General features: G+C 62.7%; 22 protein-coding genes and 1 pseudogene. 8 read left to right on the top strand and 15 right to left on the bottom strand.

The features are described from left to right. Positions 1-121: 121 nt before the first annotated feature. Positions 122-451, bottom strand: a complete 330-nt coding sequence (locus X773_RS51970) for an exopolysaccharide production repressor exox (protein ID WP_245274682.1) — start codon at positions 449-451, stop codon at positions 122-124. A gap of 549 nt (positions 452-1,000) precedes the next feature. Here X773_RS51970 and X773_RS51965 point away from each other — a divergent pair. Together X773_RS51965 and X773_RS51960 are read left to right on the top strand one after the other, a co-directional pair. Further along, complete coding sequence (locus tag X773_RS51965) at positions 1,001-1,678, top strand: sugar transferase (RefSeq protein ID WP_023676307.1); 678 nt, start codon at positions 1,001-1,003, stop codon at positions 1,676-1,678. 207 nt (positions 1,679-1,885) lie between these two features. Then, positions 1,886-3,097: a polysaccharide biosynthesis/export family protein gene (locus X773_RS51960; RefSeq protein WP_084641075.1), complete on the top strand. Its 1,212-nt coding sequence runs from the start codon at positions 1,886-1,888 to the stop codon at positions 3,095-3,097. Positions 3,098-3,221: 124 nt separating this feature from the next. On the opposite strand, the gene X773_RS51955 is transcribed toward X773_RS51960, so the two are convergent. After that, positions 3,222-4,493 carry an O-antigen ligase gene (locus X773_RS51955; RefSeq protein WP_023676305.1) on the bottom strand — a complete coding sequence of 424 codons (1,272 nt, stop codon included), beginning with the start codon at positions 4,491-4,493 and terminating at the stop codon, positions 3,222-3,224. A 328-nt stretch (positions 4,494-4,821) separates the two neighbouring features. On the opposite strand from X773_RS51955, the gene X773_RS51950 reads away from it, so the two are divergent. Further along, on the top strand, positions 4,822-5,574 hold the full coding sequence (locus X773_RS51950) for an SDR family NAD(P)-dependent oxidoreductase (protein WP_023676304.1): 753 nt from the start codon (positions 4,822-4,824) through the stop codon (positions 5,572-5,574). Between the two features lie 41 nt (positions 5,575-5,615). On the opposite strand, the gene X773_RS51945 is transcribed toward X773_RS51950, so the two are convergent. Beyond that, a complete protein-coding gene (locus X773_RS51945; RefSeq protein ID WP_023676303.1) occupies positions 5,616-6,197 on the bottom strand; it encodes a DUF1349 domain-containing protein in 582 nt (193 codons plus the stop codon). A gap of 37 nt (positions 6,198-6,234) precedes the next feature. Further along, positions 6,235-7,671, bottom strand: a complete 1,437-nt coding sequence (locus tag X773_RS51940; RefSeq protein WP_031211677.1) for an aldehyde dehydrogenase family protein — start codon at positions 7,669-7,671, stop codon at positions 6,235-6,237. A 177-nt stretch (positions 7,672-7,848) separates the two neighbouring features. Between X773_RS51940 and X773_RS51930 the strand changes: the two genes are divergently transcribed. Next, the gene (locus tag X773_RS51930) at positions 7,849-8,880 is read left to right on the top strand and encodes a hydroxyacid dehydrogenase (protein ID WP_023676300.1); all 1,032 of its coding nucleotides are present in this window, start codon (positions 7,849-7,851) and stop codon (positions 8,878-8,880) included. 25 nt (positions 8,881-8,905) lie between these two features. Here the strand turns inward: X773_RS51930 and X773_RS51925 are convergent, their stop codons facing one another. The 9 genes from X773_RS51925 to X773_RS51890 all read right to left on the bottom strand — a co-directional run bounded on the left by X773_RS51925 (position 8,906) and on the right by X773_RS51890 (position 20,352). Then, positions 8,906-9,391, bottom strand: a complete 486-nt coding sequence (locus tag X773_RS51925; protein WP_023676299.1) for a hypothetical protein — start codon at positions 9,389-9,391, stop codon at positions 8,906-8,908. A gap of 103 nt (positions 9,392-9,494) precedes the next feature. Beyond that, positions 9,495-12,449, bottom strand: a complete 2,955-nt coding sequence (locus tag X773_RS51920) for a nitrate reductase (RefSeq protein WP_023676298.1) — start codon at positions 12,447-12,449, stop codon at positions 9,495-9,497. Positions 12,450-12,452: 3 nt separating this feature from the next. Next, positions 12,453-12,782, bottom strand: a complete 330-nt coding sequence (gene nirD / locus X773_RS51915) for a nitrite reductase small subunit NirD (RefSeq protein ID WP_023676297.1) — start codon at positions 12,780-12,782, stop codon at positions 12,453-12,455. A 65-nt stretch (positions 12,783-12,847) separates the two neighbouring features. Next, positions 12,848-15,298 carry a nitrite reductase large subunit NirB gene (nirB, locus tag X773_RS51910; protein ID WP_023676296.1) on the bottom strand — a complete coding sequence of 817 codons (2,451 nt, stop codon included), beginning with the start codon at positions 15,296-15,298 and terminating at the stop codon, positions 12,848-12,850. A 19-nt stretch (positions 15,299-15,317) separates the two neighbouring features. Beyond that, positions 15,318-16,619, bottom strand: a complete 1,302-nt coding sequence (locus X773_RS51905) for a nitrate/nitrite transporter (protein ID WP_023676295.1) — start codon at positions 16,617-16,619, stop codon at positions 15,318-15,320. A 58-nt stretch (positions 16,620-16,677) separates the two neighbouring features. Continuing rightward, positions 16,678-16,836 (bottom strand): hypothetical protein, encoded by a 159-nt coding sequence (locus tag X773_RS76330; RefSeq protein WP_023676294.1) that lies wholly within the window; start codon positions 16,834-16,836, stop codon positions 16,678-16,680. Positions 16,837-17,255: 419 nt separating this feature from the next. Next, positions 17,256-18,053, bottom strand: coding sequence for an ABC transporter ATP-binding protein (locus X773_RS51900; protein WP_023676293.1), 798 nt, complete (start codon positions 18,051-18,053; stop codon positions 17,256-17,258). 11 nt (positions 18,054-18,064) lie between these two features. Then, positions 18,065-18,961 carry a nitrate ABC transporter permease gene (gene ntrB / locus X773_RS51895; RefSeq protein WP_023676292.1) on the bottom strand — a complete coding sequence of 299 codons (897 nt, stop codon included), beginning with the start codon at positions 18,959-18,961 and terminating at the stop codon, positions 18,065-18,067. A gap of 74 nt (positions 18,962-19,035) precedes the next feature. Next, positions 19,036-20,352 (bottom strand): CmpA/NrtA family ABC transporter substrate-binding protein, encoded by a 1,317-nt coding sequence (locus X773_RS51890; protein WP_023676291.1) that lies wholly within the window; start codon positions 20,350-20,352, stop codon positions 19,036-19,038. Here X773_RS51890 and X773_RS79015 point away from each other — a divergent pair. After that, positions 20,339-20,467 carry a hypothetical protein gene (locus X773_RS79015; RefSeq protein ID WP_280952097.1) on the top strand — a complete coding sequence of 43 codons (129 nt, stop codon included), beginning with the start codon at positions 20,339-20,341 and terminating at the stop codon, positions 20,465-20,467. The genes X773_RS51890 and X773_RS79015 overlap by 14 nt on opposite strands. 243 nt (positions 20,468-20,710) lie before the next feature. Here X773_RS79015 and X773_RS51885 read toward each other — a convergent pair whose 3' ends face one another. Further along, positions 20,711-21,949, bottom strand: coding sequence for a CmpA/NrtA family ABC transporter substrate-binding protein (locus X773_RS51885; protein ID WP_031211676.1), 1,239 nt, complete (start codon positions 21,947-21,949; stop codon positions 20,711-20,713). A 2-nt stretch (positions 21,950-21,951) separates the two neighbouring features. After that, positions 21,952-22,551 carry an ANTAR domain-containing response regulator gene (locus X773_RS51880; RefSeq protein ID WP_023676288.1) on the bottom strand — a complete coding sequence of 200 codons (600 nt, stop codon included), beginning with the start codon at positions 22,549-22,551 and terminating at the stop codon, positions 21,952-21,954. A gap of 117 nt (positions 22,552-22,668) precedes the next feature. Between X773_RS51880 and X773_RS51875 the strand changes: the two are divergent. From X773_RS51875 to X773_RS51865, 3 genes and pseudogenes are all read left to right on the top strand, one after another. Beyond that, a pseudogene (locus X773_RS51875) lies at positions 22,669-23,025 on the top strand (ABC transporter permease); the annotation flags it as partial. 240 nt (positions 23,026-23,265) lie between these two features. After that, positions 23,266-24,360: a branched-chain amino acid ABC transporter substrate-binding protein gene (locus X773_RS51870; protein WP_023676286.1), complete on the top strand. Its 1,095-nt coding sequence runs from the start codon at positions 23,266-23,268 to the stop codon at positions 24,358-24,360. Between the two features lie 42 nt (positions 24,361-24,402). Next, a complete protein-coding gene (locus X773_RS51865) occupies positions 24,403-26,907 on the top strand; it encodes an adenylate/guanylate cyclase domain-containing protein (RefSeq protein ID WP_023676285.1) in 2,505 nt (834 codons plus the stop codon). The last annotated feature ends 87 nt before the right edge of the window (positions 26,908-26,994 follow it).

Raw genomic sequence — 26,994 nt, 5'->3', positions numbered from 1 at the left:
CAAGGAATTGAAAGAACAGGAATGCCGACTGCCGGTGTTGTTGAGGCGAGCAATTCGTCAGAGGACCGGCGAGCTTAACCACAGGTCATATGGACATCGCAGACCGCGGCCAGGCCCGAAATCAGTGAAGGCCTCTCCTGGCGCTGAGTTTCTCGCCTTCGGCCGCTTCGTTCGAACTCAGCTTTCGTTCAGCGTCGCGAATTTTGTCGGCCGGGGTCGGGGCATTTCTGGCGACCATGGCAAAGACCAGCAGAAAATAACCCAGTTGGATGACTATGGCACAGCCGATGACGCGAAACAGCGTCGTACCGAGCGAGGCGCCGCCCAAATAGGACCAGACGATCACGATCGCCAGCGCAAAACACATTCCGATAATGAACTTTGGCAGTGACATACCCGATAGCCCATCAACCGGCTCGGGAAAAAATGTCGACAAGCCCACCCCGAGCACCTCCCTTAAACTCTGCGAGCTTATTTAGGTTGCCCGCGTCTGGCCGGTTGCTTCCGGCCTAGCCCAATCTGTCCATAGTCCGACAGAAACAATTTACAACTCTATTGAGCCGCGCAATAGGCGGCAAGGGCAGCTGCGGAATAAATTTTAAACGAATCCTCGGGATCGACTCTGCCATGGTGCAACGCACACGTCGGCATCACCACTGATTGCCGGATATCGACTCGCTCCAGTATGATTCATAATATTGAATAGTATTTTATCATAACATCAGTCATTATCTTGAAATTCTAAATGACGGCAAAGCTCCACAGGAGGGTATAAAGAGCGATTCGCCTAAAATCAGCCCAAAAATTGGACTAGCTTTTCCAAAATTGCCCATAATCTGTCTCTTTTGCGACATAAATGGGAAATTTTGTGCAGGACGAGTTTATTATTTAGTCAGTTCATGACGCGACTATTACAGCCGTCTGAGAAATTGTGTGTTGCGCTGCAACATTTTTTTGGTATCGTGCGGTAAACCATCCGTTCAACGTATGGAGTTTACGCATGAGGGACGTAGCCAAGCCGGCCGATGCGGATTTTTCGCAGGCCGGCGTCGATTTTCCGCCACCGATTGGCGGCCTGCTCAAACGCAGCTTCGATATTGTCGGTTCGCTGATCGGCCTGGTCGCTCTCAGCCCGCTGTTCGTAATGATAGCGCTGCTTGTCAGGTTTTCCGATGGCGGGCCGATTTTCTATGGTCACAGCCGAATCGGCCGCGGAGGACGGATTTTTCCGTGCCTCAAGTTCCGCACCATGGTTCCAGACGGCGAGCGGGTGCTTGCTGCCTATCTCGCCGCGAATCCGGAGGCCAACGCCGAATGGATAGCGACCCGCAAGTTGAAGAACGACCCGCGGATCACGCGCGTCGGAGCGGTGCTGAGGAAGCTCAGCCTCGATGAGTTGCCGCAGATCATCAACATCCTGCAGGGGGATATGAGCCTGGTCGGGCCTCGTCCCGTGGTGCGCGATGAGCTGGAGATATATGGCAATTCGGCCGTCTATTACCTGAAATCGCGCCCCGGCCTCACCGGGCTTTGGCAGGTCAGCGGACGCAACGATGTTTCGTATGACAGCCGCGTCGCATTCGACAGGCACTATGTCGAGAACTGGTCGATGTTCGAAGACATTCGCATCATCATCAAGACCGTACCTGCGGTCTGGATGTCGCGAGGCTGCTACTGACGGCCGCTTGCTGGCCGTGCATCGAGGAGCGACTGTCCAGAATTCGGGCCCAGAACTCAGGCCCCTAACTCAGGCATCGGCAGCTCATCGGGCGGGGCAAACCAGATCGGAAACGCTCAGTTGAAAGCAGATATAATCGATATCTTTTGCACCGGCATTCTCTCCAGACGCATGCGGCGAGTACGGCTTTTGACGACTTGCCTTACAATGGCGACCGGCCTGACGCTGTCGCTAGCCCTGCCACAGTTTGCCTTCGCCGACGACTATCGCCTAGGAGCACAGGACAAGCTGACCATCCGCGTGGCGGAATGGCAGACCGTCGAAGGCACGTTCCGTGACTGGTCGGCCATCAATGGAGAATACACGGTCGGCCCCGCTGGAACCTTGTCGGTTCCCTTCGTCGGCGAGATGCCCGCATCCGGCAAGACGACTTCGGAGATCGCGGCATCGCTCGGTGAGGCGCTGCAGCGCAAGCTCGCTCTGGCCGACAAGCCGGAGGCTTCCGTCGAAATGGCGCAGTACCGGCCATTCTACATCTCTGGCGAGGTGCAATCGCCCGGCCAGTATCCTTGTGTGCCTGGGTTGTCCGTGCTGAAAGCGATGAGCATTGCCGGCGGAGCCCGGCGGAACCCGGAGAGCGGACAGCGCTACGACCGCGACCTGATCAATGCCAAGGGCAATTTCGACGTACTACAAGACCAATTGGTCAGGCTGACCGTCAAGCGCGCCCGCATCGAAGCGGAACTAGCGGACAAGCCGACATTCGCGGTGCCGAAAGAGGTGGCCGACGATCCGAAGCTGCCCAGCATCGTTGCCGATGAGACGGCGATCCTGGCGGCCGACCAGAAGAAACTCAAGCTGCGCTTGCAGGCGCTCGACGATTTGAAGGCACTGCTGCAAAGCGAGATCGATTCGCTGCAGAAAAAGATCGTCAACCAGCAGAAGCAGGTTGATCTGGCGAAGGAGCAGCTCAACGGCATCGGCTCGCTGGCGCAAAAGGGGCTGGTCGTCAACACGCGGGTTTTGAACTCGCAGCAAACCATCGCCGACCTCGAGGGCCAGATCCTGGATTACGAAACGGCGATTCTCACGGCCAAGCAGTCGATCAGCAAGGCCACCCAGGACGCCATCGATCTCGAGAACACCCAGAACTCCAGCCTCGCGACCGACCGGCAACAGACGGAAGCCGATCTCAACGAGGTGACGCTGAAGCTGAATATGGAAAAGGCCTTGATGTCCGAAGCCTTGTCGGGCAGCCCCATGCCGCAATTCTACGGCAACAACGAACCAGCGGCCTTGTCATTTTCCCTGGTGCGGGTGGTCGACGGCAAGACCAGCGAAATCACCGCCGATGAAGACACGCCGGTGCTGCCAGGGGACGTGATCAAGGTCAAACCGGCGCCCATGGCCATCCAGTAGCTTCTTTCCACCGGAGCAAAGCACCAACCCCGCAGGCAGCGGTCTGCGGGGGGTTTTTGCGTTTGGGATCTTATGGGTCAGAAAACAAGGCGGCCTTCGGGCAACGAACCGCCTGCCGCCCGCTCTAGCCTCGCACGGCGTCCGGTTCCTCGAGATGGTTCACGGCGCTCCACCGGGAAGGAGCGACGGCCGGCACCCTCACCAGCTTGAAGTAGCTGTAGTACAGCAGGAACGATCCCATGATGTAGGGATTGAGGGTCTCGACCTCGACGAAGGATCGGATGAACAGAAGCACCATGACGCCGGCAAGAATCACGGAGTCGGCTTGCCATGTCCTGAATATCAGCGCCGAGACGTGACCCCAGAGCGTGCGCAGGATGATCAGCGAAAGCAGTGTCGCGCCGACGAAGCCGAGTTCCACCAAGGTCTCGATGTAGGTGTTGTGGAAGTGGAAGCCGCTTCGCGCGGCGATATAGAATTCGTTCCACAGCCGCTCGGCCTCGGAGAAGCCCTGCACCCAATAAGCCGCGTAGCCGACGCCGAGGATGGGCGATTGCTGCGCGGCATTCCAGCCCTGTTGCCAGAGGTAGGTTCGTCCGGTGAGCGTCGAATCCTTGCCGAAAAGGCCAAGGACAAAGTCCATCAGCCCGAGATTCAGCGCAATCACGGTGCAGGCGACCAGCCCGCCCGCACCGATTATGAAAATCACCCGGCGATGGCGGAGCGAAAGCAGCTTGCCGATGGAAAGCAGGGCGACCAGAGCGAGAACCGCCGGGGTCGACGCCATCGAAGTGGCCGAATGCGACACGACCAGCAGATAGCCCGACAGAAGGACGATCGGTACAATCAACAAAAAGCTTATGCGTCCGCGCCTGAGAAAGGCGAGGTAGACAACGCAGAAATAAATGCCGAGCGATGCGACAAAGCCGATCTGGTTCTTGGAGCTGAAAGCGCCGACGAAATTGTATGTCCCGTCGAGAACGTCGTAGGAATAACTTGCGACCTTGAGCGAGTAGAGCAGAACGACGAAAATCCCGATCAGGGCGCCTATGGTCAAGGTCCGGACGCTGACGGTGCGCGCGGCAATGTAGGCGCAGGCGATATGGGAGCAATATTGGACGGCCGTTCTTGCCGTGGTGCCGGGAGCCGCCGACCAGAACACCGAGAAGCAGACATAGGTTGCAAAGGCCAGCGGAAGCCAGGCGCTGGAAGCGTGCCTTAATATCTTGCGGTAGTCGACCAGGATGAGCGGTAGCCAGACCGCATAATAAGCCAGGATCATGGCCTGGCCGAAAATGGTCGAGTAGGAGAACGCCCAGATCGAGACGGCAACGGCAAAGCTGCCATAGACCGTGTTCTTGTCCGGATCGATCAACAGAGATTTTGGAATCTTCATCTCGATAGCGGTTTTCCGTCCTTGCAGCTCAATGCCGATTTCATGGGCCGCTCGTGGGCCGATTCGTCGGATCGATGGGAGCCTCGCCTGCAGGCGCTCGCATTGTGCAGTGCAATATAACCCATCCGGCGCCGCCTGTCACCCGGATGCCAACCGGGCGCGTCGTTCCAGCCGTTCTCTCCATACCGGGCGAGACGATTTGGCCAGAAGGCAGTGCCGTACAATTGACCGGTGCTGGCCCATCATAAGCTGTTCTGAGGTTGCAAGTCCGCGCTTGAACTTGTCCGCCGTTGACTTCACATTCGCCGCCCATTGGGAGGAAGACCACATGCCGATGAGTTTCGCGGGACGATTTGCCGGACGATCTGCTGTTATCACCGGCGGCGCCTCAGGCATCGGCCTGGCCGTCGCGCAAAGGATCACTGACGAAGGCGGGCGTGTTTCGGTCTGGGATCGCGATGCCGCCCAGATCGAGCAGGCCAAGGCCATTGTTCCAGGCCTGCACAGCGTCACCTTAGACGTCGCCGACCCCATAGCGGTCGAAGCCGCCGCCGGAGAGACGATCGAAGCGCTTGGCGCGGTCGATGTCCTTGTCACCAGTGCTGCCATCACCGGGCCGAACATGACGACCTGGGAGTATTCGGTGGAGGATTGGCGCCGGGTCACCGACATCAACATCAACGGCGTCTTCTTCTGCAACAAGGCGCTGGTCCCGCATATGCTCGAACGCAATTACGGCAGGATCATCAACATCGCCTCGATTGCCGGCAAGGAAGGTAACCCGAACGCCTCGGCCTACAGCACCTCCAAGGCGGCGGTGATCGGCATGACCAAATCGCTCGGCAAGGAACTGGCCAAGACCAAAGTAACGGTGAACTGCGTCACGCCGGCGGCCGTGCGCACCGCGATCTTCCAGCAGATGAGCCAGCAACACATCGACTTCATGCTGTCCAAAATACCGATGGCGCGGTTCGGCGAGGTCGAGGAGGTGGCGGCGCTGATTTGCTGGATCGCGTCCGAGGAATGCTCGTTCACGACGGCGGCCGTCTTCGACGTCTCCGGCGGCCGGGCGACCTACTGAGGCGGGGCCGGACGCAAACCGCCCGACCGGATCGCGGCGCCTCAGTCGTGAAGCTCCCGCGAGATCGGCGGGCCGATCGAAAAATCGCTGAATGTCACTTCGAAGCCCTCGCGCTGCGGCGAACAGCACATCATGCCGACATCGACCGTTTTCGACGGCGGGAAATAGGCAAGCCGCACCGGTTTCCAGTGCTTGTCAGATGCGTCGCGATACTGGACGCGGATCGTCTCGGCATGGCGGGTCATGCGGATCCTGACCCCGTCCGGATCGGCCGGAATGCTGGCCAGCGACCAGTCGGAGGCATCGTTGGTGACGACGACGGAAAAATACATCAGCCCGTCGGTGTATTCGATGCCGGCCTTGATCCAGTGCGTCTCGCTCAGGCGGACCATAAGCCCGGCCTGATCGTAAAGCACCTCATAGTGCCCCTTGACCGTGACTTCGGCGCTGAAATCGCCCTCGACCTCACGATAGAGGAAATGGCCATTGTCGCGCCAGAAGCCGTAGAACGTCTCGCGCCAGAAGTCGGTCTCCTCACCGGTCCGTACATGCACCGTATTGTTGCCGAAGGCGTGGTGCGGCGGCGGATTGAGCCAGGTCAGGTCCGTATTCTCAGATGCCATCGACTTGCTCGCTGCCTGGCTGGTCTGCCGCCTTTTCTTAGCCGGCAAACGTGTAAGCGGTCTTCACCGTGGTGTAGAACTCTGCGGCATAGCGGCCCTGCTCGCGCGGGCCGTAGCTCGATCCCTTGCGCCCGCCGAAAGGCACGTGGAAGTCGACGCCGGCCGTCGGCAGATTGACCATGACCATGCCGGCTTCCGAATTGCGCTTGAAGTGCGTGGCATGCTTGAGGCTCGAGGTGCAGATGCCGGACGTCAGCCCGAACGGCGTGTCGTTGGCCACCGCCAGCGCCTCGTCATAATCCTTGACGCGGATGACGTTGGCGACCGGGCCGAAAATCTCCTCGCGCGAGATGCGCATGGCGTTGGTGGTTTCGGTGAACAGCGCAGGCTGCAAATAGAAGCCGCGGGTTTCGCGATCGAGCCGCTCGCCGCCGAAGGCGAGATCGGCACCTTCCTGACGTCCGATGGCGATATAGTCCTCGTCCTGTTTGAGCTGGCTCTGGTCGACAACCGGCCCGATCTGGGTCTTCGCATCGAGAGCGTCGCCGACGATCAGCTTGGCCATGCGGTCCTTGAGCACCTCGACGAAGCGGTCGTGGATGCCGTCCGTCACCACCAGCCGGGACGACGCCGTGCAGCGCTGGCCGGTCGAGAAGTAGGCACCGTTGATGGCGCAGTCGACGGCGACGGCAAGGTCGGCATCGTCGAGCACCACAAGCGGGTTCTTGCCGCCCATTTCGAGCTGGAACTTGCGCATGTGCTCGACGCTGGCGGCGGCGACGCGCTTGCCGGTGCCGACCGAGCCGGTGAAGGTGATGGCGTTGAGGTCAGGACTGTCGAGCATGGCCTGGCCGACCACCGAACCTTTGCCCATCACCAGGTTGAGCACACCCTTGGGCAGCCCGGCGCGGTGCAGGATGTCGACAATGGTCCAGGCGCTCTCCGGAACGAGTTCCGCCGGCTTGAAGACGATGGTGTTGCCGTAGGCCAGCGCCGGAGCGATTTTCCAAGCCGGAATGGCGATCGGGAAATTCCACGGCGTGATGATGCCGACGACGCCGACCGCTTCGCGGGTGATCTCGACGCCGACGCCGGGCCGCACGCTTGGCACCAGCTCGCCCGACAGGCGCAACGCCTCGCCGGCGAAAAAATCGAATATCTGGGCGGCCCGCACAGTCTCGCCGATGCCCTCGACCAGTGTCTTGCCTTCTTCGCGCGCCAACGCCCGGCCTATTTCATCTTTCCGCGCGGTGATCTCGTCCGACGTCTTCCTCAGCACCGCATGGCGTGCCAGCAGGCCCGATCGGGACCATGCCGGAAATGCCGCTTTCGCCGCGGCGATGGCCTGCCGAGCATGCTCCGCGCCCCCCGATGCATATTCGCCGACCACGTCGTCGAGATTGGACGGGTTGATGTTGCGGGAGCCGGCATCGCCTACCCACTCGCCATCGATGAGGTTCTTTCGAAACGGGATCATGTTGCTGTCTTCCTTGTCGTCCTTCGATCGCCGTCTATCTGGACCACCGACCGCCGCACCGCAAGGCCGAAGAAGGCAAACTTCTCCTTCTCGACAGGCATGTGATAGGTGTCGGGGGCGGGAAAAGACGATTCTTGTGTGGTGCGACGCGGATCGCACGGGAGGTAAAGTATCATGTCCGACAGCGCCTTGCCGCTGGTGATCAGCGCACCCGAACCGCGCACGCTCGACCTGATCTTCACGCCGGCTGCGCTGGCGAAATTTCGATCGAAATACCGCATCGTCGAAACATCGCCTGAAGGTGTCGCGGCGCTGCCGGCCGATATCCTTGGCGAGGCGCGCTACATTGTCGGCCAGCCGCCGATCACGCCGGAGACGCTGGAGAAAATGAAGGCGCTGCGCTGCGTCTTCAATGTCGAGAGCAACCTTATCGACAACATGCCGTACGAGGCGCTGTTTTCGCGCGGCATCCATGTCGTCACCACCGGGCTGGTGTTTGCAGAGCCGGTGGCCGAGCTCGGCCTTGCCATGGCGCTCAACCTCGCCCGCGGAATCGTCGACGCCGATCTCGCATTTCGTCAGGGCAAGGAGCTGTGGGGCGGCGACGGCAACCGGACGGCGCGGCTTCTTTCCGGCGCGGATGTCGGCATTATCGGCTTCGGCGATCTTGGCCGTGCGCTCAACCGGCTGCTGTCAGGCTTTCGCACGCGGACAAAAGTCTTCGACCCGTGGCTGCCGCCGTCGATCCTGATCGAAAACGGCGTCGAGCCGGCCTCTCTTGACGACGTTCTGTCGAACAGCGATTTCGTCTTCGTCGTCGCTTCGGTGACCAGCGAAAACCAGGGCTTCCTCGGCGCCGAGGCGTTTGCCAGGATGCGCAAGGGAGCCGCTTTCATCCTGCTCAGCCGAGCCGGCGTGGTCGATTTCCCGGCACTGATGGACGTCGTCCGCAGCGGCCATATCGTCGCCGCCAGCGATGTTTTTCCTGAGGAGCCTCTGGCCCAGGATCACCCGGTCCGTACGTTGCCGGGGTTCCTGTGCTCCGCCCACCGGGCCGGCGCGCTTGACATCGCCTTCAAGCGGATGGGCGACATGGTGCTGGAAGACATGGACCTGATCGACCGCGGCCTGCCGCCGATGCGTTCGAAGCGGGCCGAGCGTGAGACCGTTTCGCGAATGCGTTCGAAGCCGGTCGACAAGAATTAAGCCGCCTGCCGACGGTCGCACATGCTCAGACGGTGAAGGACCAAAACAGGCAGGCCAGTGTCGCTGCGGCGAAGATGACGAAGAACAGGCTTCTCAACAAGATGTTGCGGCGCAGCTCGTTGATGAACAGATGGCATCCGACGACGCCTGCGACAAACAGGAAGCGCCAGTTCAGGAGTGCGGAGAGCACATCGCGCTGACCGAAAGCAAATCTCGCGGCGAGACATCCAACGATGAGCGCAAACAACACGATGACCGTCCAGAAGATCGCATCGGCGGCATGTGTCAGGACGATGCCAGCGAGCCTGATCGGCAGAACCATCATCAGCAGTGCGCTGAAAAAATAGATCGCCGCGAGCGGAATGAACGTCCCCGCATCGGCGACGTCGCTCAAGCGCTTGGCGCCGATCGCGCCATAGGGATAGCCATGCCTGGCCACCGCCAGGCTGAGCGCCATCAGCAAGGCCGTCAGCACGGCGGCAAGCGCGAATGAGGTCAGGGCTTTGCTCATGAGGCTCCCGTTCCGAGCGAATCGAAGTCAGAACGTTGGTAGCCCATGGTTTGTAAATTGCTAGTAAGCATCATGCAGCGGCGCGGCAGAGTTCCTCCGCGCATCACTCCGCAGCTTGCAGACGCCGCCCGTCGATAATGGTCTTGATCTCGGCGCGGCAAGAGCCGCAATTGGTGCCGGCGTGAAGGGCGGCGCCGATTGCCGCGACGCTGGTACAGCCGCCGCGTACCGCTTCCGCGATCTGGTTGGCACCGACCCCGAAACAGGCGCAGACGATGGCACCGCGGTCGACGCTGTTGCCGCCCGGCCGCCCGGCGACAATCGCCAACCGCGCCTGCCGATCGGCATGGTCAGCACCAAGTTGTTCGACCGCCCAGCCGCGCGACACCGCCACCGGGGTAGGCGCCAGATAGAGCGAGCCGACCAGCCGACTGCCCGCGAAACGGGCGAAGCGATGGTGCCCGCCGGCGATGTCGTGATAGGCGAGCGTCTCGCCTTCGAGGCCGAACAGCGAGGCGGCAAACCCGGTCCAGTCACGGCCGGACTGCAGCGCAATTTCAAGGCGCCAGCCGGCGGGGCAGCGGGCGAGGCTCCAGTAATCGGCGTCGATCGATGCGGGTCGTTCGGCAAGCACGGCGAAGCCGAAGGCAGTGGCGGCGAACCGCTGGATGCGGGCGGCAACGTTCTTCGAGGCCGGCTGACCTGAAATCGCATCGGTCGTCGGCGGGACCAGTGCATCGACACGCGCGCGGGCGGAGATCTGATCGGTCCAGTGCATCGGAACGAATACAGAGCCTTGGCGTTGGCGCACCGTCACCAGCGCGCGGACCAGCACCTCGCCATGGCCAGTCGAGACGCGCACGATGTCGGCATCGCCGATACCATAGTGCTGCGCATCCGCCGGGTGGATTTCGACGAACGGTTCGGCCATGTGCTGCGACAGGCGCGGGCTCTTGCCGGTCCGCGTCATGGTGTGCCAATGGTCGCGGACGCGCCCGGTGTTGAGGACGAGCGGGTAGTCCGGGTTGGTGCGGGTTTGTGCGGCTGGGCGGATGGCAATGAAGCGCGCCTTGCCGTCGGGCGTGTAGAAGCCGCCATTGGCGAAGAAGCGGATGCTGGCTGAGCTATGTCCAGCCTGAACACCCCCCTCTGGCCTGCCGGCCATCTCCCCCTCAAGGGGGGAGATTGGCGGTTTTGCCGGCTGCGCCCACTCATCAACCTGGGAGACTGGCGACAGCCGAGCAGCAGGCTGATCTCCCCCCTTGAGGGGGAGATGGCCGGCAGGCCAGAGGGGGTCATCTGCGACGGCCTCCACCTCGGTGGGGCGACCCGGAGAGGTCGAGACTTCACCACCGACCCCACCCCGTCCCGCTTGTTTCGCTTTGCTCAACGCGCGTGCCGACCCTCCCCTCAAGGGGGAGGGTGAGGCCGGCGCTGGCCATTGGAACGGCAGAAGATCCTCATAGGCCTCTGCACCGATATCGCCATACGCGCCTATATCAAAATCGCGCGCGCCGTCATTCTCGAAGCCCGACAGCGCCGCGTGCTCGGCGAAGATGTCGGTCGGCGACACATGCGAAAACGCCTCGCCGAAGCCCATCAGCTTGGCAACTTCAGCGATGATCCACCAATCTGGCCTTGCCCCGCCGGGCCTGGCCAAAAAAGCCCGCTGGCGCGAGATGCGGCGCTCCGAATTGGTGACGGTGCCATCCTTTTCGCCCCATGCGGTGGCCGGCAGCCGGACATGGGCGTGGCGGACCGTGTCGGTCTCGCCCAGCACGTCCGAGACCACAACAAACGGGCAGGCCTTGATCGCCGCTTCGACGGCATCGGCATCCGGCATCGAATCGACCGGGTTGGTGGCCATGATCCACAGCGCCTTGATGCGTCCGTCGGCCACCGCTTGGAACATCTCGACCGCTTTCAGGCCGGGTTTTTCGGCGACGGTTGGGGCATTCCAGAAGCGCCGCACGCGTTCGCGGTGCTCGGGGTTTTCGATCTCCATGTGGGCGGCCAGCATGTTGGCCATGCCGCCGACCTCACGGCCGCCCATGGCGTTGGGCTGGCCGGTCACCGAGAACGGCCCGGCGCCGGGCTTGCCTATGCGGCCGGTGGCTAGATGGCAGTTGATGATGGCGTTGACCTTGTCGGTGCCCGAAGACGACTGGTTCACGCCTTGGCTGTAGACGGTCACCGTCTTCGCCGTCGCGGCAAACAGGCTGTAGAAGCGGGCCAGTTCGTCCTCACTGAGACCCGTGGCAGCCGCGATGCCGGCAAGATCGAGCGCCGAGGCGGCGAAAAGCGCTTGCCCGAAGCCGGTCGTGTGCGCCGTGATATAGGTGCGGTCCAGCGCGTTGTGCTGGCCGAGATAGGCGAGCAGCCCGGTGAACAAAGCGACGTCGCCATCGGGCGCGATCGCCAGATGCATGTCGGCGATGTCTGAGGTCATTGTGCGGCGAGGGTCGATCAGCACCACCTTCATCTCGGGCCGCTTTTCCCGGGCGGCGGCAATGCGCTGGTAGAGTACCGGATGGCACCAGGCGAGATTGGAGCCGACCAGCACGATCAGGTCGGCAAGTTCCAGATCCTCGTAATTTCCCGGAACGGTGTCCGAGCCAAAGGCGCGGCGGTGGCCGGCGACCGACGAGGCCATGCACAGGCGCGAATTGGTGTCGATATTGGCCGAGCCGATAAAGCCTTTCATCAGCTTGTTGGCGACGTAATAGTCCTCGGTCAGCAACTGGCCGGAAACATAAAAGGCGACCGAACCGGGGCCGTGTTCGGCAATGGTTTGCGAGAAGGTCGAAGCGACAAGGTCGAGCGCTTCGTCCCAGTCGGTGCGGCGACCGTGGATCTCCGGGTATAGCAACCTGCCGTCGAGGTCGATGGTCTCAGCCAGCGCCGAGCCTTTGGAGCAGAGCCGGCCGAAATTCGCCGGGTGGTCCGGGTCGCCACGAACGGTTATTTCACCGTCCGCGGCGACCTTCGCCAGCACGCCGCAACCCACCCCGCAATAGGGGCAGGTGGTCCTCACCTCGCGCGCTTCATCAATCTGCATGGTTCACGCCGCGCGGCTGGCCAGCGCTTCAAGCGCAATGAACAGCCGCTCGCCGTCGATCCGCACCGCAATGGTGCGCACCGCGCCCTCGTCCGCGCCGAGCGCCTTGCCTGTCTCCAGCGAGATCACCCAATTGTGCAAGGGACAGGTCACCGCCGTGCCATGGACGATGCCCTGGCTGAGCGGCCCACCTTTGTGCGGGCAATGGTCGTCGATGGCGAAGACTTGATCGTCGGCCGTGCGGAAGACGGCGATCTTGCCTTCGGGCGTGGCGACGCAGCGCGCGCCGCGACGCGGAATGTCCGAGAGCGTGCCTATCGATACCCAGTTCATGTGGCTATTCCTCTTTTGCGCGTGTTCTTGTCCGAAAACGCATTCCACTTTTCGGGAACACGCGCCTACTCCGCCGCCTGGGCAAAGCCGACCGAAGCCATCGGCCGGAATTCATGCTTGTCCTTGCCGGAAGCACGTTCCGACCATGGGTCGACCTGGGCGAATTTCTGCGAAAAGACGAAGCGGTCGAAATAGGCTTTGCGCTTCTCGCCATCGTCCATGATCTGACGCTTGATCTCAGCTATGCCGACGCGCTTGGCCCATTTGTAGATACGCTCGAGATAGCGGCCCTGCTCGCGATACATCTGCGTCAACGCCACGATATGCTCCAGCGCCTCGTCCTCGGTCTTGACCAGGCCGAGCACTTCGGTGCCCTTGATGTCGAGACCGGCGGCGCCGGCGAAATGGATCTCGTAGCCGCTATCGACGCAGATCACGCCGACATCCTTGCAGGTCGCCTCGGCACAGTTTCGCGGACAGCCCGACACCGCCATCTTGACCTTGGCCGGGGTCCACGAGCCCCACATGAATTTTTCGATACGGATGCCCAAGCCGGTCGAATCCTGCGTGCCGAAGCGGCACCAGTCCGAGCCGACGCAGGTCTTCACCGTGCGCAGTCCCTTGGCGTAGGCGTGGCCGGAGACGAAGCCGGCCTGTCCGAGATCGGCCCATACCGCCGGCAGGTCTTCCTTGCGGATGCCGAGCATGTCGATGCGCTGGCCGCCGGTGACCTTGACCATCGGGATCTCGAACTTGTCGACGACGTCTGCGATGGCGCGCAATTCGGCGGCATTGGTGACGCCGCCCCACATGCGCGGCACTACCGAATAGGTGCCGTCCTTTTGGATGTTGGCGTGGACGCGCTCGTTGATGAAGCGCGACTGGTAATCGTCGGCGTATTCGTCGGGCCAGTCGCAGACGAGATAATAGTTGAGCGCCGGCCGGCATTTGGCGCAGCCGCAGGAAGTCTTCCACTCCAGTTCCTGCATGACGGCGGGAATGGTCTTCAAGCCCTTGGCCTTGATCAGCCGGCGGACCTCGTCATGGCCAAGCGCGGTGCAGCTGCACATCGGCTGGACCGCCGCGGGGTTGTATTTGTCGCCGATGGTCAGCACCATCAGCTTTTCGACCAGCCCGGTGCAGGAACCGCAGGACGCCGACGCCTTGGTGTGGGCGCGCACGTCGTCGAGCGAGGTCAGGCCCCTGGCGGTGATCGCGCCGGTGATCTTTCCCTTGCATACGCCGTTGCAACCGCAGATTTCCGCATCATCCGGCAAGGCTGCAACGGCCGCCATAGGGTCCAGGGGGGCGCCTCCCTGGTAGGACTGGCCGAAGATGAGCGTATCGCGCATCTCGGATATGTCGGTCTGCTTCTTCTTGAGGTCGTTGAACCAGGCGCCGTCCGCCGTCTCGCCATAGAGCACGGTGCCGATGATGCGGTCGTCCTTGAGTACCAGGCGCTTGTAGACGCCGGCCGCGGCATCGCGCAGCACGATCTCCTGGCGGTCATCGCCCTCGGCGAAGTCGCCGAGCGAGAACAGCTCGATACCGGTGACCTTGAGCTTGGTCGGCGTGTCCATGTGGACGAAAGCCGCCGCCTCATTGCCGGCCAGATGGCTGGCGGCGACGCGCGCCATCTCGTAGAGCGGCGCGACCAGCCCGTAGACCTGGCCGTTGACCTCGGCGCATTCGCCGATTGCGTAGATATCGGGATCGTTGCTGCGCATGCCGGCGTCGACGACGATGCCGCGATTGACCGCAATGCCGGCTTCCTTCGCCAGCGCCGCGTTCGGCCTGATGCCCACCGCCATGACGACGAGCGTTGCGGGAATGACTGTGCCGTCGGCAAGCTCCACCCGCTCGACCTTGCCGTTGCCGGTGATCGCCTGGGTGTTGGCCTTGGTGATGACCTTGATGCCGCGCTGCTCGACGGCGCGCTGCAGGAGATATCCGGCGGCCGGGTCGAGCTGACGCTCCATCAGCGTCGGCATGACGTGCAGCACGGTGACGTCCATCCCTTGTGCGTTCAGACCCGCAGCCGCTTCCAGGCCGAGCAGGCCGCCGCCGATGACCACCGCCTTGGCCCGCGACTGGGCGGCAAGCATCATCGCCCGGACGTCGTCGAGATCGCGATACGTGAGCACGCCGGGCAGATCATGGCCTGGCACCGGAATGATAAACGGCACCGAGCCGGTGGCGATGACGAGCTTGTCGTAGGGCTCGGTCACGCCATGATCGGAGGTGACGGTCTTTGCCTGCCGGTCGATGGCGACGATCTTGTGGCCCTTGTAGAGGGTGATGCCGTGCTTGATGTACCAGCCGTCGCCATGGATGATGATCTCCTCATAGGCCTTTTCGCCCGACAGAACTGGCGAGAGCATGATGCGGTCGTAGTTCACGCGCGGCTCGGCGTTGAAGATGGTGACCTGGTAGCGCCCAGGCGCCTTTTCCAGGAGGTGCTCCAGCATGCGCCCGGGGGCCATGCCGTTGCCAATGATAACGAGTTTCTCGGTCATGTCCTGATCCACTCCGGTCTCACTCAGCCGCGTAGGAAAGGCCTGAAGCTTCGTCAGACGCCGTGCGCTCCATCCGACGGATGGAAAAATGCATCCAGGCAAAGCAGGTGGCGACGATGACGAAGAGCAGCATGAAGCAGCTCGACCAGACGCCGGTGAGGTCGTTGAGCACGCCGAAGACGATTGGCAGGATAAAGCCGCCGAGCCCGCCAATCATGCCGACAACGCCGCCGACCGCGCCGACACTCTGCGGATAGTAAGCCGGGATGTGCTTGTAGACGGCAGCCTTGCCAAGGCTCATGAAGAAGCCGAGCACACAGGCAACGGCTATGAAGGCGAGCGGGCCGACCTCGAAATGGAAGGCGATCGGCCCGCTGACACCGCGCACGACGTAATCTGCCGAGGGGAGAGACAGAACGAGAGTCGCGGCGGCACTGACAGCGAAGGTCCAGTAGAGCACGGTGCGGGCGCCGATCCGGTCGGAAAGCACGCCGCCATAGGCGCGGAAAATACTTGCCGGAATTGAATAGGCCGCCCCGATCATGCCGGCGGTCGCAAGCCCGAAGCCGTAGACGCCGATCAGGTAGCGGGGCAGCCACAGCGAGAGCGCCACGAATGCACCGAAGGCGAAGAAATAATAGAAGGCGAAGCGCCAGACCTGCAGGTTCTTGAGCGGCGCGAATTCCTGCAAGAAGCTTCTCGCGGGCGCTGCCTTGCCGGCGCGGCGCTCGCGGATGACTGGATCGTCGCCGGTCGTGAACCAGAAGACGGCGGCCATGACGACGAGTGCTGCCGCCCAGATCAGCGCGACCGACTGCCAGCCCCAGGAGAGAAGCACGAACGGTGCCAGGAACTTGGTGACCGCGGCGCCGACATTGCCGACACCGAAAATGCCAAGCGCCGTACCCTGCTTGCCGGCCGGGAAGAAGCGCGAGACATAGGCGACACCGACGGCGAAGGAACCGCCGGCGAGCCCAACGCCTAGTGCGGCGACCAGCATCTGCCCGTAGGTGTGCGCAAAAGCGAGCAGAAAGGTCGCGACCGCCGCCGCAAGCATGGTCGCGGTGTATACCAGCCGTCCGCCAAAACGGTCGGTCCAGACACCGAGCACCATACGGACGAGCGAGCCGGTGAGGATCGGCGTGCCGACGAGCAGGCCGAACTCCGTCTCGTTCAGCCCCAGCTCCTGCTTTATGCGCACGCCGATGATTGAAAAGATCGTCCACACCGCGAAGCAGACGGTGAAGGCGATGGTGGACATGGCAAGCGCCTGCCGGGGAGCGCTGTCCTGGCTGGGCGCGGCTGGGAGATTTGCGGTCATTTTCTGGCTCCGGTTTGCGGCGTGGGAGGCACCGCCCTTGTCTGTTCGTTCGCGACTGTCAGCGGCGCAGCATCGGCGAACTGGTTGAACCCGACCTTTGCGCGGTCACTTCGAGACCCTTGCCGTCAGTCTTGGCGCCGGCGGGAAAGAGGACGAGCGCGGCGGTGAACAGCGCGCTGCTGGCCAGAAAATGGCGGCGCGTGAGTCCGCGAGGCACGCGCCAGTTCCAATCCGTTTCGTCATCGTCGTCTCCGGTTGGGCGCCGCTTGGGACCAGCGCCGTCGATTGCGTCAAAACAAAAAAGCCGCCGGCCAGGTCTTCGCGTCCGGGGTTCCGGGAGCGCGTGTGGACCTGAGCGGCAGCTTTGCCTGTGGCGCCCGCCATTGGACGCCGTTTCACTTGGCCCTTGCGGGCCCTACATTTTGGAAAGCAGGAAGCGTGCCAATTCGACAGCGCTCTTAATTATCGAATGAAATCAATATGAACCGCAGCCGCGCGACTTTTGACCAAGCTCGGCAGCGGATCAAAGATTAGTCAAAATGCCTTGCACAGCAGCATAATATTTGTGCAATGCGGTAGATTGCCCATTGCCGATGCAGATTGCCAATGATGATGACGAGTTTTCCCGTTATGGCCTTACTCCGCGGCTTCGACGAAGCGGTGGCGTTCGTAGAGGAATTTCAGCACCGCCTCGCGGCAGCGCAGGAAGGTGCGGTCGGAGGAAAGCTCGATGCGCCGACGCGGCCGGGCCAGCGGCACGGGAAGAACCTCGCCGATGGTGGCCGCCGGCCCGTTGGTCATCATGACGATGCGGTCGGACAACAGCACCGCCTCGTCGACATCGTGAGTGATCATGATCGTCGTCGAGCCGAGCCTCGAATGGATATCCATCACCGCATCCTGAAGATGGGCGCGCGTCAGCGCGTCGAGCGCCCCGAACGGCTCGTCGAGCAGCAGGATCTTCGGCTCCATGGCCAGCGCCCGGGCGATGCCGACGCGCTGCTTCATGCCGCCCGAAATCTCGGCCGGACGTTTGTCCTTGGCATGCGCCATCTGAACGAGATCGAGATTGCGCATGATCCATTCATGCCGCTCGGCCCGGCTCTTGCTCCGGCCAAAGACCTTCGTGACTGCCAAATTGATGTTTTCGTAGACGGTGAGCCATGGCAGCAGGCTGTGGTTCTGGAACACCACGGCGCGTTCCGGGCCGGGACTATCGACCTCCTTGTCTTCGAGCAGAACCGCGCCGGCCGAGACCTTGGTCAGGCCGGCGATCAGGTTGAGCAAGGTCGACTTGCCGCAGCCGGAATGGCCGATGATCGAGACGAATTCGCCCTTGTCGATGGTCAGCCGGATGTCCTTCAGCACGTCGCTGACCTGGCTGCCGCGGGCGAAGGATTTGTCGATATGGTCGAGTTTCAGATAGGCCGTCATCGTCCCTCTCCTCACTTTGCCGTTGTGCCGCGGGTGACGAAGGCGCCGACCGCCGCGACCAGGCGGTCGAGGCAGAAACCGGTGACGCCGATATAGGCGAGTGCGACGATGATGTCGGGCAGCCGCGACGAATTCCAGGCATCCCAGATGAAGAAGCCGATACCGACGCCGCCGGTCAGCATTTCGGCGGCGACGATGGCCAGCCACGACAGGCCGATGCCGATGCGCAGGCCGGTGAAGATGTAAGGTGCCGCGGCCGGCACCATGATCTTCACAAAGAACTCGAACTGGTTGAGCCGGAGGATACGGGCGACGTTGCGATAGTCCTCTGGAATGTTGCGGACGCCGACGGCGGTGTTGATGATCACCGGCCAGATCGAGGTGATGAAGATGACGAAGATCGCCGACGGGCTGGAATCGCGGAACGCCGCCAGCGACAGCGGCAGCCACGCGAGCGGCGGCACCGTGCGCAGGATCTGGAAGACCGGATCGAGACCGCGCATCGCCCAGATCGACTGGCCGACGAGCGCGCCGAGCGCGACGCCGACGATTGCTGCCAGGCCGAAGCCCATGGCGACGCGCTGCAGCGACATCAGCACCCGCCAGGCGAGCCCAATGTCCTGCGGGCCATTGTCGAAGAACGGGTGGGCGATCAGGTCATAGGCCTCGTTCCACACCTGGCTCGGCGGTGGCAGGCTGGCTGTGGGCGACGAACAGGCGACCTGCCAGACGACGAGCATAATGGTGATGACGATGACCGGCGGCACCAGCGTCCTGGCCAGCTTGCCTGCGATCGCGGCCGGGTCGAAGCGGCGCCGCGCCCTGGCGGTGAAGGCGATGATTTCGGCGGGCTTGGCAGGCGCGGGGAGCGGCTTCACCTTGCGGTCCTCGATGGCTTGGATAGACATTTCTCGAAAAACTCCTTGGCGGCAGGTGCAATGCAGGCGGCGCTGCCACCGCCTGCCGCGCATCTATGTCAGGCTCAGGCCGACACCTTGATTTTCAGGCTGTCGAGATAGGCCGACGGGTTCTCCGGATCGAAGATCTTGCCGTCGAAGAACGTTTCGGTGCCGCGCGACGTAGACGCCGGAATATCGGCCGCGGCGACACCAAGATCCTTGGCCGCCTCGCGCCACAGATCCTCACGGTTGACTTGGCCGACCAGTGCTTTGATGTCGGTGGTCGGCGCGAACTTGCCCCAGCGGATATTTTCGGCGAGGAACCAGCTGTCGTGGCTCTTGAAGGGATAGGACACGCCGCCCTGCCAGAACTTCATGTAGAGATCGGTGCCGTTGGCGACGCGGCCATTGCCGTAATTGATGTCGCCCTTGAGGCGGCCGATGATGTCGGCAGTCGGCACGTTCATCCATTGCCGCTTGCCGATGATGGCGGCCATCTCGTCCTTGTTTTCCTTGGCTTCGCACCATTGCTGGGCTTCCATGACGGCCATCAGGATCGCCTTGGTGGAGTTCGGGTACTTGTCGATGAAGGCGGCGCGCAGGCCGAGCGCCTTTTCCGGATGGCCCTTCCACAGTTCGCCGGTGGTGGCGGCGGTGAAGCCGACGCCCTGGTGGACGAGCTGCTCGTTCCACGGCTCGCCGACACAGAACACGTCCATGTTGCCGACCTTCATGTTGGCGACCATCTGCGGCGGCGGCACGACGATGGTCGAGACGTCCTTGTCGGGATCGATGCCGCCGGCAGCCAGCCAGTAGCGCAGCCAAAGATCGTGCGTGCCGCCCGGGAAGGTCATGGCGGCCTTCACCTCCTTGCCTGCGGCCTTTTTCGCAGCGAAGGCGTCCTTCAGCTTGGAGGCGTCGAGGCCGACACCGGTGCCGGCATATTCCTGGGCGACAGAAATGCCCTGGCAGTCGTAGTTGAGCCGGGCCACGATCGCCATCGGCAGCGGCTGCTTGTTTTGAGTCACCTTGCCGGTGTGCATCAGATAAGGCATCGGCGTCAGGATATGGGCGCCGTCAATGCCGTTGGCTTCGCCGCCGAGCACCAGATTATCGCGCGTCGCCCCCCAGGAGGCCTGCTTGAGCACCTCGACGTCGGGCATGCCGAATTTCTCGAACAGGCCTTTCTCCTTGGCAATCATCAGCGGCGCCGCATCGGTCAGCGCTATGAAGCCGAGCTTGGCGCCGGTGACTTCCGGCGCGGCGGGCGCCGCATAGGCGCCGGAGGGCAGCAGCGCACGCGCCGCGGCCAGCGTTGCCGCGGTGGCCGCGCTGATCCTCAGGAAATCGCGGCGGCTGATCGCCGTTTGGGCGGAATGGCTCTTGATGCGTTTCGTCATCGTCATCTCCGGTTGGGCGCGGCTTGGGATCGGCGCCGTCGATTGCGTGTTCGACCAAAACAAAAAAGCCGCCGGCCAGGCCGCGCGCGTCCGTCCATCCGGGATCGCGTGTTGACCTGAGCGGCAGCGTTGCCTGTAGCGCCCGCCATTGGACGCCTATTCCGTGACCCGAGAAGAGTCTGCCTATTGCAACGCAGGAACCGTGCCAGTTTCGGAATGGATGACAAACATCAACGAGATCAACGACATGCCAAAATCGTCGGCGCGCCGGCCCGCTGGGCGAGCAAGCCAAAGATTGTTCATTAGCGCAGTTGCACGCACATTTTTTGTGCAGCGCACAAGAATGCCGCCGAAATGATCAGACTTCGGCGCGCGCCAATTTCTGGCCGGCAATGTAGGCCTCGATCTCGTCGGGATCGAAGATCTGGCCATCGAAGAAACCATCGGGACCGAGCACCAGGCTTGCCCCCGCCGAACCGACCGGAGTCGCGGCCTTCAGCGCGCCCTCGACCTTGGCATTGGCACCGGGAAGCGCCACGCCAAGCGGCTTCAACGCCGAGCGGTAGAGATCGGGGCGGTAGCAGTCGCGGGCAATAGCGAGGTTTTCCGGCGTGTGCGCGACATGCCCCCAGCGCACCATCTGCGTGTAGAACCACAGCGCATGGCTCTTCCACGGGAAGTTCGCCGCCTTGCTGAAGGACAGAAAGAAGTCGCCGACGCTCAGTTCGGCGCCGCCGCCGAGCGCAAGATGGCCGCTGAGGATCGGCATCTGCAGCGCCGGCTCAAGCCCGAGGAAGGCCGGCTGCGCCATCAGGGCCGCGAGTTCGCCGCGGTTTGCCGGATCCTGGCACCAGCGCGCCGCATGATGCAGCGCGCGCAGCAGGGCCGAAAGCGCCTCCGGCTCTCTTTCCGCCCATGCCTTGCGCACGCCGACGACTTTCTCGGGGCTGGTCTTCCAGATGGCCGCCTTGATCGTGGCAATATGGCCGGTGCCCGCGACGACCGAGGCGCTGTTCCAGGGTTCGCCGACGCAGTAGCCGTCGATCCTGCCAGCGGCGAGTGCGTCGGCCATGAAGGGGGGCGGCACGATGACGATCTCGATTTCACGCGACGGGTCGATGCCACAGGCGGCGAGCCAGTAGCGCAATTCGTAATTGTGCCCGGAGTGCGGATGGACGACGGCGAAGCGAAGCGGATCGCCGCCGCCATTCGCCCGTTCACGAATCAGCGCTCCCAACGCCTTGCCGGCCCGCGCCGGATCGAGATCGGGTTGGGCGCCGTGCGCGGCCATGCCGGCCCAGACCGCGTTCGAAACCGTCACGCAATTGCCGCCGAGGCCGAGCGAGAACGGCACGACGGTATCGGAGGCGAGCGGCGTCAGCCCCAGATTGCAGGCGATCGGCATCGGCCCCAGCATGTGAGCCAGATCGAAATGGCCGATGGCGATGCGGTCGCGGATGTTGGCCCAGGACGTTTCCCGGTTGAGCGTCAGGTCGATGCCTTCACGCAGGGCGAAGCCGATTTCCTTCGCCGCGACAAGGACAGCGCTGTCGAAGAGCGGCATGAAACCAGCATTGATCCGGTGCTCGGCCGCCATTCTCAACTCTCCTCGGGATCCAGCAGGCCTGCCGCCGTTACCAGGCTCTGGGCGATCTCGGCGATCTTGCGGTTCTGGTTCATGGCGGTCTTGCGCAGCAGCGTATACGCCGCGTCCTCCGACAGGCCGCGCGACTTCATCAGGATGCCCTTGGCGCGATCGATCACCTTGCGGCTTTCCAATTCGCTGCGGGCTTCTTCCAGTTCGCGCGCCATGCGCGAAAACGCATTGAAGCGGCTGATTGCCATGTCGAGGATCGGCTTGACCCGCTCCTGACGCAGGCCGTCGACGACATAGGCCGACACTCCGGCTTCCACCGCTGCTTCGATCGAAGCCTGATCGGAGCGGTCGACGAACATGGCGATCGGCCGCTTCACCACGCGCGAAAGCTGGAACATGTTTTCGAGCATGTCGCGGTTGGGATTTTCGAGATCGATGACGATCACGTCGGGTTCGATCTCGGCGATCCGCCGCGCTATGCCGGCGACGTCGTGGATGACCGTGACCTGCTGATGCCCGGCCTCCCGCAATCCCGCTTCGATTATCGAAGCGCGGATGTGGTTCTCATCGATCACCAGGACAGTGAGGGATTTGCGGATCATGCCGCATTTTGCGCAGGCGAGACGATTGTGCAATGCGGCATCGCGAGATTCACGGAAACAAAGCCGGCGTCCAGGCGCCGCCTGAGGAATTGGACGCGACGGCCAGCGTCGCGGGCGGCGGTCGGCGACAACGAACGGGCAACGCGCCTGTCCGGCGTACGCTGCTGGCAGGTGATCACCGCGCTCTACGTTATCTCGAGCGTGCTCGTCGGCACTGCACTACATCGGCCTGATCAAGGCCGTCGCTCGCCGACCCGCTGGTGCTGCCTTGGGTGGCCGCCGCCGTCGTCGGCGGCACCTCGATCTTCGGCGGCCGCGGCGGCTGCACCGGCACAATCAACGGCGCTGATCCCTACCGCGCTGACGACGCTGCTGACGATTTTGCAGATGCCGGAAGGGGCGTGGTGGATATTGTTTGGGTTAATCGTGCTGTTTGTGACGGCGGCCTATTTGCGGATTGTGGAGGAGAGATAGGGGGAAGCTGAGGCGGGGGCTGCTTTGACCCAATCACGACGCTCACTCCGGTCAGTGGTAACGTCCGGATTTGGCGCGATTCCGACCTCGGCGAACGAAGTTATGACACGCCATTCCAGTGTATGCTTGCTTCGCCAAATTGGGTGTGCGCTGCAATAGCAGCCCGAGACAGTCGCGCTTGCCGAAGGGGCTGTCGGCTTTGACGGGATTGGCGTAAGCTACAGTTAAGGGGGTGCACACATGCACCGCATCATCGCCATAGCGATCTTAGTTCTCGCGGCCGTGTTCAGCTCCGCGCGGGCGGAGGTGCTGATCGGCGTCTCGGCTGCGATGACGGGACGGCTCGCCTGGATTGGCGAGCAGGGACAGCGCGGCGCGGAGATGGCAGTGGCCGACGTCAACACGGCGGGCGGCGTGCTCGGCCAGAAGGTGAGGCTCATCTCGGTCGACGACTTCTGCGATCCCGAGCAAGCTGTGGCGGCCGCCAAGAAGCTGGTGGCTGACGGGGTCGTGCTCGTCGTCGGGCATTATTGCTCCGGGGCCTCGATCCCCGCATCAAAAGTGTACGAGGAGGCGGGCGTCGTTGAGATATCCCCAGGCTCGACCAATCCGCAGCTGACCGAACAGGGCCGTGCCAATGTCTTTCGCACTATTGGCCGCGACGACGCGCAAGGTTTCATCGCCGGCAACTACCTTGCCGATCGCTGGGGCAACAAGAAGATTGCGATCCTCCACGACAATTCGACCTATGGGAAGGGTCTCGCCGACGAGACCAGGAAGCAGCTGAACAAGCGGGGCGTGACTGAGGCCGTTTACGACGCATACATTCCCGGGAAGGACGACTATTCGGCCGAGGTCGCTACGTTGCAGACCGCCGGCGTCTCCGCCTTATATGTGGGTGGGTATCATGCCGAGGTTGCGCTGATTGCTCGCGCTGCACACGACAGTGGCTACACGGTTCAGCTCATATCCGGAGATGCTTTGGCGACCGAGGAATTTGCCCTGATCGCCGGCCCCGCGGCGGAGGGGACCCTCTTCACGTTCCCGGCGGACCCGAGGCGAAGCCCCGAAGCGGCCGCGGTCGTTGAGCAGTTCCGTGCGGAGAAGTTCGAACCCGCGGGCTACACGCTGTTGAGCTACTGCGCGGTCCAGGTTTGGGCCCAGGCAGTCTCGAAGGCAGGTTCGCTGGAGCAGAAGGCCATCATTGCGGCACTGCACGAACAGGAATTCGACACCGTCATCGGCCGGGTCGATTTCGACGACAAGGGCGACCTCACGAAGCAGAGTTGGGTTTGGTACGTCTGGCGCGGCGGAGAGTACGTGCCGGTTGAATAGGGTTCGCTGATCGCCGGCGTGCCGGCTGAGATGTCTAGTCTGATGCAGACCAGTGTGGCCGGACTGTTCCGACTCGCCGAGCTTGAACGCCTCGGCATACGCGGCCGGCTGTTGCTCGCCTTTTTCGGGATCAGCGCCCTTGCGGTGCTGGCAACCGCTGCGGCGCTTTATGCCTTCCTCCAGGTTGGCGACGTCGTGGACCGAATTACCACGGATCGAGTGCCGTCGGCGCTCGCCTCCCTCCAGCTGTCGCGCCAGGCCGAACGGGTCGCTGCTGCCGCGCCATCGGTGCTGGCAGCGACAAGCAGGGCTCAGCACAGCGAGGTCTCGGCTGCCGTCGCGCTCGAGATGTCCCGCCTCGAGGCCCTGCGCACGGACCTCCGGGATGCCACGTTGGGCACAGTGCCTTTGGCCGAGATCGAGGAAGCCGCGATTGTTCTGAGGCGCAACCTGAAGGAGCTCGACTCTCTTGTTGTCGCCCGGCTCGACGTGGTCGCCCGCAAGGAGGAGCTCCTGAACCGCCTCGCCGCGACGACGACCGGAAGCCAGCGCCTTGTGGCCACCGGCATCCTAGTAATGGATTCCAGGCTCCCGCAATGGCGGGCGGTCGCGGCCGACACGTCGCTGTCGCCCGATCGACGCGCAGCGGCGATGGCCGACCTGGTCCAGGCGATTGCGGCTTACATTCCCCAGCAGAAGGCGCAGCTGGAGATCTCCGCGGTCAACGACGCGCTGGTGAAGGTCGCGAACGCGCCGACGCCGGGCGACCTGGCGTTGATCCTTTTTCCGCTACGCCGTTCGCTCACTGCTCTTGAAAAGGTTTCCACGGAGATCGACGAAAAGCTGCGGACCCGCTTCCGGCAGCGTGTTGACGAGTTCAGGGGTTTGACCGACGGCGAGGACAGCATCCCCAAGGTGCGGGAGGACGAGTTTGCTGTCCTGGCACAGGGCGAAAGGCTTCTGGCCGAGAACAATCGACTGTCGCGCAATCTCACCGCTGGCGTCGATCGCCTGGTCGCCACGGCAGATCAGGAGATCGCTGCGTCCGGTCGCGAAGCCGCGCTCGTCCAGCGCTACGGCACCGCGGTTGTACTCGGCTCCGCCTTTCTCAGCCTCCTGAGTTCGGTTCTGGTTGTCTGGCTCTATGTCGACCGCAGCCTCCTCGCCCGACTGGGGGCCGTGAGCCAAGGCATGCTCGCGATTGCGGGGGGCAATCTTCGTGCGCCGCTGCCAGCCGCGGGCAGCGACGAAATCGGGCGCATGGCCGAAGCGCTGAGACTCTTCCGGGATACTGCTGTCGAGGTCGAGGAAAAGAACCTGCGCGACGTTGCGGAAGCTCGTCAGCGGCTCATCGATGCCATCGAAAGCATCTCCGAAGGATTCGCTCTGTACGACTGGGAGGACCGGCTCGTCCTCAGCAACAGCCGCTACCGCGAATTGCTCTACACCGGTCTGGAGAGCGAACTGACGCCCGGCACGACATTCGAGCAAATCATTCGCCGATCCGCTGAGCGCGGCTACATCAGGGACGCCGAGGGGCGGGTCGAGGAGTGGGTCGCCGAGCGCCTCTCGCGGCACCGCAACCCTGGCGAACCTTGGGTGCAGAGGCGAGGCGACGGGCGATGGGTCATGGTCAGCGAGCGGCGGATCAGCGCCGGCGGCACGGTCGCCGTCTATTCGGACATCACTGAGCTGAAGCAAAGGGAGGAGAACCTCGCCGAGAAATCCGTGGTTCTGGAGGCGCTTTCCAGCAAGCTGGCGAAGTATCTGGCGCCCCAGGTGTATCGCTCGATATTCACCGGCCGCCAGGAGGTCAGGATCGCCAGCCAGCGGAAGAAACTGACAATATGCTTCTCCGATATCGCCGGCTTTACCGAGACCACTGACAAAATGGAATCCGAGGATCTCACCCAACTCCTCAATCACTATCTGACGGAAATGTCGAAAATTGCTTCGGATCACGGCGCGACGATCGACAAATATGTCGGCGACGCGATCCTGATGTTTTTCGGCGATCCCGAGACTCGCGGCGTCAAGGAGGACGCGCTGGCTTGCGCGCAGATGGCACTTGCAATGCAAAAGCGGATTAGCGAGCTTGCCGAAGTCTGGCGGGACATGGGGATCGAAACACCGCTGCGCTGTCGCATCGGCATCCATACCGACTACTGCACCGTCGGTAACTTCGGCAGCGAGGACCGGATGGACTACACGATAATCGGCGGCGCCGTGAATCTCGCCTCGCGCCTGGAGCAGGAGGCGCCGCCGGGGGCCATACTCATTTCCTACGAGACGTTTGCGCAAGTGAAGGACGCAATCGACTGTGAGGAACTGGGGCAAGTCCAGGTCAAGGGGATCGCCTATCCCGTCGCCACCTACCGCGTCATCGATCTGAAGGCCAATTTGGCGGCCACTCGTCGTGCTGTTCGAACGGAGCTGCCGCACTTCAGGTTGGAACTTGAACCGGAGCTGATGTCCCCTGACGAGCGTGGCGATGCCGCCAATGCACTTCGAGACGCGCTGGATCGGCTTCGTCACAAGCCTGGGTAGTAGGGCTTGGTCCACAACGACCCCTCCCAATGGACACAAGGAGTGGGATGTGGGACGCCGCTCATTGGCGCTATCGATGCGAAGGCC

It is taken from the genome of Mesorhizobium sp. LSJC280B00 (assembly GCF_000502835.1).
Taxonomy (GTDB): Bacteria; Pseudomonadota; Alphaproteobacteria; order Rhizobiales; family Rhizobiaceae; genus Mesorhizobium.
The sequence above is the reverse complement of the archived record's forward strand: the minus strand, read 5'-3'. Positions and strand labels throughout refer to the sequence as shown.